The 17,055-nt window shown below is 40.3% G+C and carries 12 protein-coding genes; all 12 read left to right on the plus strand.

Annotation, left to right across the window (positions count from 1 at the left end; all coding sequences use genetic code 11):
* Nucleotides 1-78: 78 nt before the first annotated feature.
* On the plus strand, nucleotides 79-660 hold the full coding sequence (locus DBR11_RS16135) for an RNA polymerase sigma factor (RefSeq protein ID WP_108553687.1): 582 nt from the start codon (nucleotides 79-81) through the stop codon (nucleotides 658-660).
* Nucleotides 661-736: 76 nt separating this feature from the next.
* On the plus strand, nucleotides 737-1,894 hold the full coding sequence (locus DBR11_RS16140) for a FecR family protein (RefSeq protein ID WP_108553688.1): 1,158 nt from the start codon (nucleotides 737-739) through the stop codon (nucleotides 1,892-1,894).
* 265 nt (nucleotides 1,895-2,159) lie between these two features.
* A complete protein-coding gene (locus tag DBR11_RS16145) occupies nucleotides 2,160-5,609 on the plus strand; it encodes a TonB-dependent receptor (protein WP_199233861.1) in 3,450 nt (1,149 codons plus the stop codon).
* A 21-nt stretch (nucleotides 5,610-5,630) separates the two neighbouring features.
* A complete protein-coding gene (locus tag DBR11_RS16150; RefSeq protein ID WP_108553690.1) occupies nucleotides 5,631-7,565 on the plus strand; it encodes a RagB/SusD family nutrient uptake outer membrane protein in 1,935 nt (644 codons plus the stop codon).
* 19 nt (nucleotides 7,566-7,584) lie between these two features.
* Entirely contained in the window at nucleotides 7,585-8,811 is a 1,227-nt protein-coding gene (locus DBR11_RS16155; protein ID WP_233260786.1) for a DUF4959 domain-containing protein, read from the plus strand.
* 45 nt (nucleotides 8,812-8,856) lie between these two features.
* On the plus strand, nucleotides 8,857-10,065 hold the full coding sequence (locus tag DBR11_RS16160; protein WP_108553691.1) for a DUF4998 domain-containing protein: 1,209 nt from the start codon (nucleotides 8,857-8,859) through the stop codon (nucleotides 10,063-10,065).
* Between the two features lie 156 nt (nucleotides 10,066-10,221).
* Nucleotides 10,222-12,558 (plus strand): glycoside hydrolase N-terminal domain-containing protein, encoded by a 2,337-nt coding sequence (locus tag DBR11_RS16165; protein WP_108553692.1) that lies wholly within the window; start codon nucleotides 10,222-10,224, stop codon nucleotides 12,556-12,558.
* An 11-nt stretch (nucleotides 12,559-12,569) separates the two neighbouring features.
* Nucleotides 12,570-13,802, plus strand: coding sequence for a glycoside hydrolase family 27 protein (locus tag DBR11_RS16170; protein ID WP_108553693.1), 1,233 nt, complete (start codon nucleotides 12,570-12,572; stop codon nucleotides 13,800-13,802).
* A gap of 81 nt (nucleotides 13,803-13,883) precedes the next feature.
* Nucleotides 13,884-14,603, plus strand: coding sequence for a pirin family protein (locus tag DBR11_RS16175; protein WP_108553694.1), 720 nt, complete (start codon nucleotides 13,884-13,886; stop codon nucleotides 14,601-14,603).
* 53 nt (nucleotides 14,604-14,656) lie between these two features.
* Nucleotides 14,657-14,950 (plus strand): hypothetical protein, encoded by a 294-nt coding sequence (locus DBR11_RS16180; protein WP_108553695.1) that lies wholly within the window; start codon nucleotides 14,657-14,659, stop codon nucleotides 14,948-14,950.
* The gene (locus tag DBR11_RS16185; protein WP_108553696.1) at nucleotides 14,951-16,300 is read left to right on the plus strand and encodes an MFS transporter; all 1,350 of its coding nucleotides are present in this window, start codon (nucleotides 14,951-14,953) and stop codon (nucleotides 16,298-16,300) included.
* 151 nt (nucleotides 16,301-16,451) lie between these two features.
* Nucleotides 16,452-17,055: RNA polymerase sigma factor (locus DBR11_RS16190; protein WP_146186555.1), on the plus strand; the 604-nt coding region annotated here is incomplete at its 3' end.

Below are 17,055 nucleotides of genomic sequence, written 5' to 3' on the forward strand. Positions count from 1 at the left end.
GCCATTAAAAGATTAATAGTTAATCTTTTAAATTGTAATATTTTATTGTATAATTGCTGTTCTATACTATACTATAGAATGACCAAATATAGCCATTTAGAAGATGTTGAGCTTGTCGCCCTCCTGAGAGATGGTGACAAAATTGCCTATACGGAGATTTATAAGCGTTATTTTAATGTATTATTTGTACACGCCTATAAAAAGCTAAATGATGATGAGGAAACCAGTGATCTGATTCAGGAACTGTTTACCAATCTTTGGATCCGGAGGGAGGTATTTGTCTTGAACTCGAGTCTTGTTGCTTATCTTTTTACGGTTGTCCGAAACCGCGTCCTGGATCATCATGCACATAAAAATGTAAAATCAAGGTATATTTCTTCGCTTCAGCAATTTATAGATGTTGAAACAGTAGAAACCGATCATCGGGTTAGAGAAAAGGATCTTCTCCATTCCATTGAGAAGGAGATTCAGGCCTTGCCCCGGAAAATGCGCGAAGTTTTTGAACTTAGCCGAAGAAGCCATTTTACGCATAAAGAGATCTCTGAGCAATTACAAATTTCGGAGCAGACCGTTGCAAAGCAGGTGAGCAATGCACTTAGAACCCTTCGTTGCAGATTCGGAGAAATGCTTTTAATCTTGTTTTTGATGTACTTTAAATAAAATTTCATTTTTTTCTACCTGTTGCGGTCTGCTTAACCGTTTGGTTATATATAGAGGGATGTATACCTAACCAAATATGAATAAAGCAGAGGCTGGCAAATTGCTGGAGAAATATCGGGAAAAGACTTGTACGGAGGAAGAACTGGCGCTATTGGAAAAATGGTATCTAGATCTCAAGGAACGTGAATTTGACCAGACGGAAGAATACATGGATCGTATGGCCAGGGATATCTTTGAACAGCTGCCGATACATAACAGATCTTCTAAAATTCGTTTTTTCCCAAGACTCGCTGCGGTTGCAGCTGTTATCATTGCCGTGTTTGCCGGGGGGTATTTTTATCTGGCTCACCGGGATATCCAAATGCTGGATTCAAATACGATTCAACCAGGATCAAATAATGCGGTTCTTATTTTATCTAACGGCAAACAAATTCTCTTAAATGATATTAAAACAGGAACGGTACTGACACAAACTGGTGTTCGTATTACAAAGTCTTCTGACGGTAAGCTTATTTATTCAGTTGTTGAGGAAAAGAACAGTAATTCTACCTCTGGTCGTCTGGAAATGAATACCATTCAAACACCTAAAGGCGGGAAATACCAGGTGAATTTACCTGATGGTACTACTGTTTTATTGAATGCGGCATCTTCTCTCCGGTATCCGTCACGGTTTTCTAAGGAGAAGCGGGAGGTCGAGTTAACAGGGGAGGGTTATTTTGAGGTTGCTAAGGTTTTCAAAATTTCAAGCAATGGCAAGGATCATAAGGATAGGTTGCCTTTTATTGTGAAAACGGCCACACAACGTGTGGAGGTGTTGGGTACACATTTTAACGTGAGCAGTTACAGTGACGAGCGTGAAGTTAGAACGACTTTACTTGAAGGAAGTGTTCAGGTTGCTGCGCTGCTGTCAAAGAAGGTGGAAACTTTAAAACCAGGCCAGCAGTCTATTCTTCAAGCTGGGGCTATAGAGGTGAAAGAGGCAGATCTGAATGCGGAGCTGGCCTGGAAAAATGATGAATTTGTTTTTGCAACTAATGATTTCCGCGCAGAAATGCGGAAGATAGCCCGCTGGTATGATGTCGATATTGTGTATACCGATTCTGCACCCTCGGACGTAGATCTGGGCGGTTTTATATCCCGTTCAAAGAACATCTCAGCTGTGCTTAGGCTGATAGAATTAACAGGAAAAGTTCATTTTAAAATTGAAGGGAGGAGAATTATCGTTACAAAATAACTACTTAACATCTACAGATCAGAACAGCCCATTATGGACCAGTTCACCAGCTCCAACAGGTGCAAATAAAAAAAAGCCAGCAGTGCGGCAAACACAACTGGCTATATAGTACCTGATTGAGTCAAAATAAAACCACTTATTAACTTCTAACCAGATTAACCAAATGTATGAAAATTTTACCGGGAACCATGGGCTAGCCATGCGGCGTTTCCATAAGTTATTATTTATTATGCGGCTAATTACTGTATTTTTAATAGCATCGCTGATGCAGGTAAGCGCCGCGGGTTTCGCACAGCGTATTACACTGTCTGCAAAAAAAACATCTTTAGAAAAGATATTCCGGGACATTCATGACCAGACCGGCTATGACTTTTTGTATGGAAGAAAAATGTTGGGTACCAAGAAACCAGTTGATATTCAGGTAAGCAATAAAAGCCTTGAAGAGGTGCTCAAGATCTGTCTTGCGGGCCAATCACTGGAGTATGTTATAGAGGATAAGACCGTCCTGATTAAGGAAAAGCAAAGCCTGCGAGTTGCTGAGGAATTAAAGGTTAATGCTGAAAAACAGGATAAAATAACGATCACGGGTAAGGTAACTGATACCCTGGGTTTACCTCTTCCTGGTGTAGTGATTGCTGCAGTTAACAAACCTAATTTGGGTACGCAAACAGACAATAATGGAAAATTTGTTTTGGATGTGGAGCCAGGTACCTTGCTGAGATTTTCTTACGTCGGGTATAAAGAGCAGCGCATTACCGTTTCTTCTGCGACAAGGGTTATCAATATTCGTTTACAAGAGAATAATATCCAGGCAGATGAGGTTGTGATTACTGCCATGGGACAAAAACAGCGAAAGGAGGCCATTGTTGGTTCTGTAACAACCGTTCGACCAAGTGACCTTAAAGTACCTTCCAGCAATTTGACGGGGGCTATGGCAGGAAAAATTGCCGGAATTATTGCCTTTCAGCCAAGTGGACAGCCGGGCCAGGATAATGCTAATTTTTTTATCCGTGGGGTAACTACATTTGGTTACAAGAAAGATCCTTTGATTCTTATTGATAATGTGGAAATGACTTCTTCTGATCTTGCACGTTTGCAGGTGGATGATATAGAGAGTTTTTCTATTCTTAAGGATGCCAGTGCTACAGCGTTATATGGTGCCAGGGGTGGAAATGGCGTTATTCTGGTGAAAACGAAAGAAGGTAAAAACGGAAAAGCACAAATAAACTTCAGACTGGAAGGTTCCTCATCTGAGTCTGTGAAAAGTTTAGAGCTGGCTGATCCAATTACTTATATGAGACTTTTTAACGAGGCTACAATGACGAGGAATCCCTCGGCGATATTGCCTTATACGCCAAATAAAATTGCCAATACAATTGCCGCAATGAATGGTTTACCGGGAAGTAATGCTTTTGTTTACCCAGCAGTAAACTGGATGGATATGCTGTTTAAGAAAAGAACAAGTACAGAAAGAGCCAATCTGAATATTTCTGGAGGTGGTGGGGTGGCACGCTATTATATAGCTGGTTCTTATACGAACGATAACGGAATATTAAGAACCGATATTAGAAACAATAACAACAATAATGTAAGGTTTAAAAATTACCAGTTGCGCTCAAACATCAATATAGACCTTACACCAAGTACAGAGCTTATTGTTCGTTTGTCCGGTAATTTTAACGAGTACGTAGGACCGATGACCAACGATCCATCATTTGCAACTGATTTGTATAATATTGCTACACATACCAGTCCGGTTGATTTTCCGGCCTATTATGAGCCTGACGCTGCCAATGCAGGTGTGCAGCATATTCTATTTGGCAACAATACCGACGGAACGATCCTGCCAGACGGAACCACACCACCAACGAATGGGGATGTTAAGAATACTAACCCTTATGCTGCTTTGTTAAGAGGAAACAGAAGATTTTCTGAATCAAGAATGCTAGCACAACTGGAACTTAACCAAAAGTTAGATTTCCTTACTAAAGGATTGAATTTTAAAGGCATTTTTAGCACAAACAGGTACGCAAGATTTGAATCTCAGCTAGCTTACGCACCTTATTTTTATAATGTTCAGGCCTATGATAAGGCGACCAATCAATATACCTTAAACTGGATTAACAACAAACCAGATCAGGCCAGGGAGTATTTAAATTATTATGCCGGTGCCAGTACTTTAAATACTTTTCTGTACCTGCAGGGAGTAGTAGATTATACCAAAGATTTTGGAGAGGATCACAATATAAGTGCAGCTTTAATTGGAACACAGCAACAGCAACTAAATGCCAATGCATCTACGTTATTTACCTCTTTACCTTACCGGAATTTAGGCTTGTCGGGACGTGCGACTTATGCCTATAAGAGCCGCTATTTCCTGGAATTTAACTTTGGTTACAATGGGTCAGAGCGTTTTTCTGAAAACCATAGGTTTGGTTTCTTTCCTACCATCGGGGCTTCATGGATTGTTTCTGGTGAGAAGTTTTACGGAAACCTCTCTAATGTAATTGACCGAATGAAACTCAGGGCCAGTTATGGTCTGGTTGGAAATGACGCAATTAGTGACCGAAGGTTCTTTTATTTATCTGATGTTAATTTAAATGGAGGGAATTCGGCTGTATTCGGAACCAATAATGGCTATGGACATAATGGGGTCGCCATTAATAATTATGAGAACAGAGATGTTACCTGGGAGATATCGAAACAAATTAATCTAGGCCTGGAATTAACTTTTCTTAAAAACATGCGGCTAACTGCAGAGGTCTATAAGAACTATAAATCTGATATCCTGCAAAATAGATCTGATATTCCAACAACTATGGGTTTGGAGGCAGCTATAACTGCAAATATTGGAAAAGTTGAATCTCAGGGTATTGAATTTTCTCTCGATGGAAAACATAATTTCACGCAGGATTTCTGGATTTCTTCTATGGCCAATTTCACTTTCGCCAAAAACAAATTCACTCAATATGAAGAACCAAATTTTGATGAAAAATATCTGCTTCATCAAGGAGTAGCCCTGAATAGAAATTTTGGCTATGTAGCGGAGCGTTTATTTGTTGATGACAATGAGGCTAGAAATTCACCTGCTCAAATATTCAGTACCAACGGTGTTCCTCCAAGGGGTGGGGATATTAAATATCGTGACCTGAATGGAGATGGGGTAATAGATTCAAAAGACCAAACCTGGTTAGGCAATCCGACAGTACCGGAAATTGTGTATGGATTTGGGTTTTCTACCGGATATAAAAACTTTGATCTCAATGTGTTTTTCCAGGGACAAACCAGGGTTTCTTTTGTTATTGATCCGGCCAGAACAAGTCCGTTTATAAAAAGTCCGGATTCCTGGTTGCCAGGTAATACCCAGGTCATTAAACAATATGCAGATGATCACTGGTCGGAAGATAATCAGAACCTGTATGCCCTTTACCCAAGGTTAGGTACGAATGGTGGTGAGATAGAAAATAACCGTCAAAACAGTTCGTGGTGGTTGCGTGACGGAAGCTTCCTGAGAATGAAATCCCTGGAATTTGGTTACACACTCCCCAAGAAGTTTGTAAATAAAATCAGACTTAGGAACCTGAGGGTTTACTTCAGCGGGCTTAACCTGCTCACCTGGAGTCCATTTACCATGTGGGATCCTGAATTGGGTGGGAATGGATTTGCCTACCCACTTCAGAAAGTATATAACCTGGGTATAAATGTTAATTTATAATTATTTAAAGAGGATTTAGACATGAAATCATCATACTCGAAATTTTTATGTGCAGTAGTTCTGGCGATGTCCTTAATTTCCTGTAAGAAATATCTGGACGTTACACCAGATAATGTAGGCACTATTGATTATGCATTTAGGAATCGCAATGAAGCGGAGAATTATTTGTTTACCTGTTATTCTACTTTGCAGAAATTTCAATACCCCTGGCTTGATGCAGGTTTTGCCACTTCAGGGGAAATTGTATATCCAGGTCCAACGGAAATAACCGATAATCAAGGTGTTAATCCTGTAGGATTTAACATCATCAGAGGAACACAAACTGCCAGTAATCCGGGGTTGAACTATTGGGATGGGGCTGAAGGCGGAGAGGCTGTTTTTAAAGCGATAAGACGCTGCAATACGATGCTTGAAAACATCAATAAACCAATAGACCTTGGTGACTCGGAAAAGAGAAGGTGGATTGCAGAGGTTAAGTTCTTAAAGGCTTATTATCATTTTTATCTTTTCCGAATGTATGGACCTATACCTATTACAGATGTGAACCTGCCGATCACAAGTTCTACTGAAGAGGTTAAAGTGAAAAGAAAACCAGTAGATTCTGTAGTGAATTATATGGTGCATTTGATTGATGAGGCCGCTCCGGACCTGCCAATTCAAATACAAAACCAGATGCAAGAACTGGGAAGAATTACAAGTGTGATTGCCCTTTCTGTAAAGGCACAGATTTTAATGACTGCTGCAAGCCCCTTATTTAATGGAAACCCTGATTATGCAGGTTTCAGCAATAAAGATGGGCAACAATTGTTTAGTCAGCAGGTGGACCCTAAGAAATGGGATCTGGCCGCTGATGCATGTGCTAAGGCACTGGATGCTTGTACTAGAGCAGGGTTGAGCCTGCATACTTTTATTCCTACAGCAAATATGCCTTCCAATCTTCCTGATTCTTTAAAACGGGTTTTAACCTTGCAAACCGCAGTTACTGAAAAATGGGAAATAAATTCAGAACTCATATGGGCGATAAATCCAGTATATGGTTATGGTAAGCAGGAAAGAGCCATGCCAAGACTGACACCAGCTTCGGCTGCAAATTTAGTTGCCCAAGGTACTTTTGCTGTACCAATTGCTGAACAGGAATTGTTTTATACTGAAAATGGGTTGCCAATTGATGAAGATAAAACCTGGGATTACAGAAACAGGTATGCTTTGAGAACGAGTGCAAATGCAGACCGGTTTTATGTTCATAATGGCTATGAAACGGTAAATGCCCATTTTAAACGGGAGCCGAGATTCTATTCGTCGATTGCTTTTGACGGTGGGGTCTGGTATGGTAATGGCGTATTAAATGACCCTTCAAATGCTCTTTATGTACAGGCAAGAGGTACGAGTGGTATTGCGGGACCTAAAGATGTAAGTCACCTGAATATTTCTGGATACTGGCCTAAAAAACTGGTGAATTATTTAACGACTTATGATAGGGACATCACCTGGGTGGATTTTCATTATCCTTTAATGAGACTTTCAGATCTGTACCTGATGTATGCTGAAGCACTGAATGAACAAGGAAAAGCCTATGGTGAAGTATTGCCTTATATCGATAAAGTGAGGCAGCGGGCTGGTATTCCGGGAGTTGCTGAATCTTGGACTTCTGCACTTTCTACGAATCCCTCTAAATATACAAGCAAAACCGGCCTGCGCCAGATTATTCATCAGGAAAGAAGAATTGAACTGGCATTTGAAACTGTACCTGGCTGGGATCTGCGGCGCTGGAAGGAATTACAGTCTGTGATGAGTAAACCGATGCAAGGCTGGAGTATTTATGATGAGCAACCGGTGAATTATTATCGTGCGCGTACTTTATTTGTTCCGGTATTTAACACGAAGGATTATTTGTGGCCTATTAAATCGAATAACTTGCCAGTTAACACAAATCTGGTTCAAAATCCATATTGGTAATCACATAACACCACATATTATGATGAATATAAAAAAATGTATATTGCCTGTATGTTTAATGATGTCGGCCATCGGTATAACAGCATGTAAAAAAAATAATGGTTTTAATACGGTCATTTCAGGCGATACAACTAAGCCTCTGCCGGTAAGCAATATTAAGGTAGATAATTTTAACGGAGGAGCCAATATTACTTATGATCTTCCTAATTCTCCGAATTTGTTGTATGTGCTGGCTAAGTATAAGATTAATGACAATACTTCGAGAGAAACTAAATCTTCTTACTACACGGACACTGTTGTTGTAGATGGCTTTGCTAAAGAAAAGGCCTACGAGGTAACTTTATATGCCGTTTCAAGGGCAAATATAATGTCTGATCCGGTTACCTTAACCGTAAATCCTAAACTGCCTGTTTACAGTACTGTAAGGCCAACATTAGTGTTGTCTGCTGATTTTAGCGGTGTTAATGTAACAGGTCTTAATCCTCTAAAAAAGGAAATTGGTATTATCATGTTAAGCTTTAATAAGAATACCGGAGCTATGGAGATTGAGGACCAGTATTTTACAAAGAATGATAAAATTGATTATTCTATTCGTGGCTTCAAATCGGAAGAGCGCAGATTTGGGGTTTATGTAACGGATAAATGGGGGAATATTTCCGATACCTTACAAAAAAGCCTGACGCCGCTCTTTGAGGAAGCCATGGACAAAAGTAAATTTAATGCTCTAAACCTGAACACCGATACGCCTACGGATTTTGGTTGGGCTGTTCCATACTTATGGGATAACAAATTAGATGGAAATGGCTGGCATACTAAGTTTGGTGAACCCTTACCCTTTACTTGTAGTTTTGGCATAGGAAAAACCTATAAATTAAGCCGCTTTGTTCTGTATCAGCGTATTGGGGCTGGTTATACTTATAATTATGGAAACCCAAGAGAGTTTTCTTTATGGGGAACAAATTCATCAACACCTCAGGACATTAAACTTCCTGTGAGAGCATCTGAAGGCACAGTTATAGGGAATTGGGTGAATTTAGGGAATTTCGTTTTTCCTGATCCGCCATCAGGAAATCGTCCAGGGGCAACCACTTCGGCCGATGAGGATTTTGTTAAAAAAGGAGTCAGCTTTAAAGTTCCTTTTCAGGCACCTTCAGTTAAGTATTTAAGGGTTGCTGTGGCAACAACCTGGGGAAATGTGGCTGCTGCCCATTTGATGGAAATCACGCCTTTTGGGGTTGCACAATAATCAATTTTAGAAAATAGAATAATATGAAACCATAATTATATTCTTATGAAAAATCTTATATTTTTAGTCGGTTTGGCTCTGCTTGTTGTTGTGCTGAGCTGCAAGAAGCAGCAGACCGATTTCAAAGACTTTTTTGATGGTCATGAGATTGTGTACACTGGCAGTGTTGATGGGGTGATCAACCGACCTGGAAATTTGCGTACACAGTTAAAGTGGAAATCGAGTACGGATCCCAGTATTGTAAAGTATGTGATTTACTGGAACAATAAGCGGGATTCTCAGATCGTAGCGATCAGTGGTAAAACCGACAGCATTTCGGTTATCATTCCAAAGCTTCAGGAATTTGTGTATTCCTTTACCATTTACTCTTACGACGCTAAAGGCAATAAATCTATTCCAAAACAAGTCGATAATGTAAAGGTTTACGGGCCAATATATCAGGGCGGTTTATTAAACAGACCATATGATGCAAATAATCCATATACACTAAATGCAAATGGATCATTGGTTTTGAATTTTAATCCTCCGGATACCATCAACATTAATACGGTTATTAAGTATACCAATGTGGCTGGTACGGTGGTTGAAAAAAACCTGAGACCGGATAGTAGTTCCATATATCTGCGGGATTATAAGCTTGGCACTGATGTCCAATACCTTTCGTCTTATATTCCTGGTAAGGGGTCATTGGATACTTTTATTGTTTCGGCTTATTCCACATTTCCAAGAATTTACAGCTATGTGCTTTGCGACAGGTTATTGTTTAAGGAAGTGCATTTGCCCAATGATGCCGGTACGTATGAATCAGGAACCAGTATCAGTAAACTTTGGGATGGAAGCGTTGGACCCCAGGGATATCCCAATATTTTTCATAGTGACGGAAGCAGCGGTATGCCACATACCATCACGTTTGATCTTGGAAAAGTATATGACAATTTAGCCAGGATAGAGGAAACCGGTAGGGATTGTTGTAATAACCCGGATGACTTTGAGGTTTGGGGGATTGCTGATATTACCAATGCTGCAACAAATCTTTCTGCAACAAATTCAGGCTGGAAAGATGAATCTATAGCTAAAGGATGGACCTTATTGAAAGAAGTGGTTCGCAGTGATGATGGAAAAAATGCAATTACAGCTGATCTGGATAATAATGGAAAGCCAATTCGGTACATCCGGATCAGGATTAAACATGTGACAACCGGAGACGGTAACTACAGCAATATGAGCGAAATTCGTTTCTGGAACAAACAATAATAGTATTGTCCATTATTATTGAAGGTTTGTCCATTTTCTAAAACATCAGCGTCTTTATTTTTACGCTAGATAACCAAAATAAATAAGTCTGGGTATACTAAAGGTTGGTTACCTGTTTATACCCAGACTCTTACCTGTATACTTAAGAACACACAAATGACAAAAAAAATGTTAACTGTATTTTGCCTGGCTTACTTATCCATTTCTCCGGTAATTGCCCAGCAGAAACCGCTAAAATTATGGTTTGATCAGCCTGCAAAAATGTGGGAAGAAACACTGCCACTGGGTAACGGGCGGCTTGGAATGACACCCGACGGAGGTATATTAAAAGAGAAGATCGTGCTCAATGATATCACCCTTTGGTCTGGAAGCCCTCAGGATGCAAATAATTATGAGGCGTACAAAAGCCTTCCCCAGATTAGGAAACTCATTCAGGAAGGTAAAAATGAGGAGGCCCAGGCATTGGTAAACCGGGATTTTGTTTGTAAAGGGCCTGGCTCCGGAGGAGCTCAATGGGGTAAATATCAAACCATGGGTGCATTGGAGATTGATTTTACTTACAATAATGCAGGATCCGGGCAGCCTGATGTGAAACAGTACTATAGGGAATTGTCGTTGGATAAAGCGCTAGCAACCAGTAGTTTTATGCTCAATGGTGTTCAGTTTAAAAGAGAATATTTTACCAGTTTTGATGATGATGTAAGTATAGTTAAACTCAGTGCAAATAAGCCCGGGCAGTTGAATTGCCGTATTACAATGAACAGGCCCGAGCGTTATGCGGTTAAAACGGAAGGACAAGAATTACAAATGTCCGGCCAGTTGGATAATGGTACTGACGGAAAAGGAATGCAGTATCTGGCCAGGGTAAATGCAAAATTAAAAGGTGGTACCATCCGTGCGGAAAGTGATGCTTTGGTAATTAAAGGAGCTACAGAAGTGATCTTTTATATTTCTGCAGGTACTAGTTTTAAAAACTTTCCATTTAAGGAGAAGACAAAACAGTTTTTAGCATCTGCTATAAAGAAACCTTATGAACTGGAAAAAAGCAAGCATATTAGCAACTTTAGTAAGTTGTTCAAAAGAGTGAGCATTGACCTTGGCGAAGGTACTTCTTCTGGGCTTACTACAATTAAAAGGTTAGAAGGCTTTTACCAGAACTATAGTAGTGATCCTGCTCTTGCCTCACTTTTCTTCCAATTTGGGCGATATCTCAGCATCAGCAGTACCCGGGTAGGGCTGTTGCCTCCAAATCTGCAGGGTTTATGGGCTAAAGAGATCAATACACCATGGAATGGCGATTACCATTTGGATGTGAATGTACAGATGAACCACTGGCCTTTAGAAGTGGCCAATTTGTCGGAATTGAATTTGCCTTTATTTGAACTGGTTCGGGGTTTGGTTAAACCGGGAGAAAGAACAGCAAAAACTTATTATCATGCAGATGGATGGATTGCTCATGTGATTACAAATGTATGGGGTTTTACAGAGCCGGGGGAAAGTGCTTCATGGGGAGCATCTAATGCCGGATCCGGATGGTTGTGCAATAATTTATGGGATCATTATGCATTTAGTAATGACATTGCTTATTTGAAAAGTATTTATCCAATTTTAAAAGGTTCTGCAGAATTTTATAAGAGTGTTCTGACCAAAGATCCGAAAACAGGTTGGCTGGTCACTTCGCCTTCGGTATCGCCAGAGAATACCTTTTATTTGCCTAATGGAAAAACAGCAAGTATTTGTATGGGGCCAACGATCGATAATCAGATTGTAAGGGAGTTGTTTGGCAATGTGATTACGGCATCTAAACGACTGAATGTTGATCCGGAATTCAGACGGGAGCTGGAAGAGAAACTTCAATCTGTGCCCCCTCCGGGCGTTGTCGGTAAAGATGGAAGGATCCAGGAATGGCTGGAAGATTATAAGGAAACAGAACCACAGCATCGTCACATTTCTCATTTGTATGGGCTTTATCCGGCATCTTTAATTACGCCATCATCTACACCAGCACTTGCCGAGGCGGCAAAGAAAACACTCGAAGTAAGGGGAGATGATGGGCCGAGCTGGAGTATTGCATATAAACTCTTGTTTTGGGCCAGGCTTCATGACGGCAACCGGGCTTTTAAATTGTTCAGGGAAATATTAAAACCTAAGTTCGGAACAGATATCAATTATGGCGCAGGAGGAGGAGTTTATCCAAATATGCTTTCTGCCGGCCCGCCTTTTCAGATAGATGGAAACTTCGGGGCTGCTGCAGGTTTTGCTGAAATGCTTTTGCAAAGCCATGATGGTTATATTGAATTGTTGCCGGCTCTTCCGGATGCCTGGAAAAAACAAGGGGATATCAAGGGTTTAAAAGCGAGAGGAAACTTCATTGTGGATTTCAATTGGAAAGATGGGAAAGTAGTTTCTTACAAAATTTCTTCACTCAAACCAGAAAAAATTAGGGTTAAATTGAACGGAAAAATCCAGGAAATATTAACTTCAGTGCTTTAACTTACAAAGAAATGAGAAAAAAATTATTGTATTTGCTGCTATTGCTTGCTTTATCGCAGAAACAAACGTTTGCGCAGGTTAAATCTGCTAACGGAAATATTCTTGCTGCGACACCACCAATGGGCTGGATGACCTGGAATTATTTTGCTGACCAGATCCATGAAAAAGAGATTATGGAAATGGCAGATGCTCTGGTTAAAACGGGCATGCGTGATGCGGGATATCATTACATATTTATCGATGATGGATGGCAAGGCGGCAGAGACAACCGGAACAATATCATTGCTGATCCTAAGAAATTTCCTTCAGGGATTAAGGCACTTTCAGATTACGTGCACAGCAAAGGTTTAAAACTGGGTATCTATTCTGATGCCGCACCTTTAACTTGCGCTGGGTATACTGCAAGTTTAGGCTTTGAAGAACAGGATGCCAAAATTTTTGCTTCCTGGGGTATTGATTACCTGAAATATGATTATTGCGGTGCGCCATCGGATGCGGAGACTGCTAAACACAGGTATAAAACAATGGCAGATGCACTAAGGAAAAGCGGTAGAGAGATTGCTTTTGGTATTTGTGAATGGGGAGACCGCAAACCCTGGTTGTGGGCTGCTGAAGCCGGTGGGCAATTGTGGAGAACTACAGGTGACGTGAGGGATAAGTGGAAAAGAAGATCGGAGAAAGAAGGGGGAGAGGGAATATTGGACATTATAGATGTAAACGCCGGACTGGATCGGTATGCTGGTATAGGGCACTGGAACGACATGGATATGCTGGTTGTTGGTCTGAACGGCAAAAAAGGACCATCAGGCGACTTAGGGGGCACGGGATGCACTATTGCGGAGTACCAGAGTCAAATGAGTTTGTGGTGCATTTTAGCTTCTCCATTGGCTGCTACCAATGATCTTCGTACTATGGATGAACAGACCAAACGGATTTTACTCAATGCCGAAGTGATCCAGCTTAATCAGGATCCCCTGGGAAAACAAGCTGCCCTGAAAGTGAATGATGCTGTTTGGACAATTTTGGTTAAACCTCTTTCTAACGGAGATTATGCTGTAGCTGTTTTGAACCGAAGTGATGCCGTTCAAACTGCTGACCTGAAGTTTGCTGATTTGGGTCTGAATGAAACCTATACGGTAAGAGATCTATGGGCTCATAAAACGGTTGCAAAAGGAAAAAAATGGAAAGGACAGATAAATAGTCATGAGACAAAGGTATTCCGCCTGAAAAATACCAAATCATGATATAATTGATTTCTTACCCTAGATCAATGTGCCAGAACAATTGTTGCGGTACATTTGTACTATATAAAAGAAAGGAAATTTATGTCACAATTTGTTTTGCACAGAGCTGATACCAGGGGCCATGCCAATCATGGATGGTTAGATGCGCATCATACATTTAGTTTTGCTAATTATTATAATCCTGAAAGGATGAACTTTGGGGTTTTAAGGGTGCTAAATGATGATATTATTGATGGTGGAAGAGGTTTTGGTACACATCCTCATGATAACATGGAAATCATTACCATTCCTTTAACAGGTGCACTGGCACATGAAGACAGTTTAGGCAGTTCATCTACCATCCAGCATGGTGATGTGCAGGTGATGAGTGCTGGTACAGGTGTATATCATAGTGAGTATAATGCAAATAAAGGTGAAGCGGTCAATTTGTTGCAAATTTGGTTGTTTCCAAATGCAAAAAATGTAGAGCCTCGTTATGGCCAGATTACATTGAATGTGGAGGAAAGACATAATAATTTTCAGCAAATTCTATCGCCTGATCCGGATGATGCAGGAGTATGGATCCACCAGGATGCCTGGTTCTCACTGGGTAAATTTGATGAGGGTTTTGAAACCAGCTATAAGATTAAAAAAAGCGGGAACGGTGTTTATGCCTTTGTGATCAATGGTGAGGTTACTATAGATGGTCAGGTTTTGAATAAAAGAGATGGATTGGGTGTTTGGGATACTGAATCCATTCAATTTAAAGCGAATACAGTAGGAGCTGAAGTATTGCTCATGGATATCCCGATGAATATATAATGTGTAAATTTAGTCCCCGCAGTTAAAAGCTGTAGGGCTTTTTATTTTAGACGATGATGCTTACAATTTTATATATTGGCAGAGATGCACAAATTACCGCGACGGTAGACAGGTTGTTAAATGCAAGGGAAGAGTGGACAGGTTTAACTGCTTGTTCTGATGAAGAGGCTTTAGCCATTTGTTCAGAACAGGTGATCGATCTGGTGTTATTAGGAAATGGGATTTTGGATACTGAGGAAAAGGAACTCCGAAAACGCTTGATTCAAATCCATCCGTCTGTGAAGATTATTCAGCATTATGGGGGCGGTAGCGGATTGCTTTATGGTGAAATCATGGCGGCAATTTAAATGGATCATGAAAATTCTTTTGGATGGACAGTAGCCATAACAAGCCTGGCTTTTGTCGTTGCCCAGCTTGATGTCTCTATTGTGAATATTGCGTTGCCGCAAATAGCCCTTACTTATAAAGCGAACGTAAGTACTTTGCAATGGGTAATTGACGCTTATACCTTAGCCTTTGCGGTTCTGATGTTATCTGCTGGAAATTTGAGCGACCTTTTAGGGGCAAAACGAATATTCCAATTAGGGATGTTCATTTTTGGAATAGCATCAGTAGGCTGTGGCTTTGCCACCACGTCTACAGTTTTAATTGGATTTAGAGTATTGCAGGGTATTGGTGCTGCTACCATGATTCCCAGTTCCTTGGCCATACTTAATCAGACCTTTGCTCATGATCCGCCTAAACGTGCACGTGCGGTTGGATTATGGACCGCTGCCGGTAGTGCGGCTATCGCTGCAGGGCCAGTTGTGGGAGGGTTGATTATGCAGATTAGTGATTGGCGCTTCATTTTCTATGTTAACGTGCCGCTTTGTCTGGCTGGAATTTTACTTAGTTTCCGCTTGCCGAAAAGGAGTTCCTCTTCTAAAAAAAGTTTTGATATACCGGGTCAGGTGACATGGATGCTGTCTGTTACAGCATTGATTGCGGTAATTATAGAATGGCCAAAACTGGGTTTTAAGGATCCCTTAATATTTGGCGGTTTGTTATTTAGCGCTGTTATGCTGGTTGTCTTTTTGATGCTCGAAAAGAAAGTGAAATTTCCAATGTTGCCATTACATCTCTTCCAATCGGCTAATTTTAATTTGCTTCTTTCTGTGGGGGCTGTCTTGAATGGGGCCTATTATGGGACTATTTTCATATTGAGCCTTTACTTGCAGAATGTGTTGCATTATCCATCACTTAGTGCTGGGCTTGCTTTTCTACCTTTAACAGCAGGCTTTGTTATCTCTAATCTGTTGAGTGGAAGAATAATTAATAAATTTGGCATACGTCGTCCTATTCTGATCGGATTGGCAATGTTTGCCATTGGTTTTTGTGGCCTGTTTATCACCAAAACGGATACACCTTACTGGCAGTTGTTTGTTCCTTTTTTAGTTATCCCAATGGGCATGGGATTGGCTGTTCCATCTATGACAACAGGTATTCTGGCCAGTGTGGATAAATCCCTTTCTGGTACCGCTTCAGCAGCACTCAATACGGTGCGCCAGACGGCTGGTGCAATAGGAGTAGCATCCTTTGGTGCAATGGCAGTGGGTGGAGGTAATGCCATATTGCATGCCATTACGGTAACCGCAGTGATTGCCATAACGTTTACTTTTATTGTACTATGTTTATGTTTTAAATACCTTGAGGCATAAAGGCAATTGAAATGCTTAATGTTTAAAATTAATGAAACTTAGTTGTTTTTGTTTATGGTTCTTTGTATAGACATTGTATACATATACTGAAATTTTATTCTTTTTTTAGTTATGTTTGAATAACATCAATTAGAAAGGGAGAAAAATGTAAATGGAAACGGAAGTCGTAAATGCGCTTAGTGAAGAGAAATTGCTTCTTCAGCGTGCTGCTCTTGGTTCCAGAACGGCTTATTCTGCTTTGTATACTTTTTATCTGCCCAAATTATTCAAGTATATTTATCCATTTCTTCGTTGCTCTAAAGAAGATACCGAAGAAGTTCTTCATGATATGTTCATGAAAATCTGGGAACGTAAGGAAGAACTGTCAAATATTAAGTCTTTTAAAAGTTATTTATATAGTATGGCCAGGAATAAACTGGTTAATCTTCATGAACATAGTAAGGTAAAGCAAAAAGCAGTTGAGTATTTATTGAGGCATTCGAATATTACTACTGGGAATACAGATGATCATTATACTTACGTACAATATAATGAAATTATGCAAAATGCGATTAGAACCCTGCCACCTAAACGTAGATCCGTTTTTGAAATGAGCGTTTACGAGAATCTTTCGCAAGACGAAATTGCTGAGAAATTGAATATTTCGAAATCTATGGTAAAAAAGCAATTGTACAGTGCGACGCATTATGTAAAGGATTATCTGCGTGTACATGCAGATTTGACCGCTTTTCTTGCTGTTTGTATATCCATGAAAA

Origin of the sequence: Pedobacter sp. HMWF019 (genome assembly GCF_003061025.1) — a bacterium.
GTDB lineage: Bacteria > Bacteroidota > Bacteroidia > Sphingobacteriales > Sphingobacteriaceae > Pedobacter.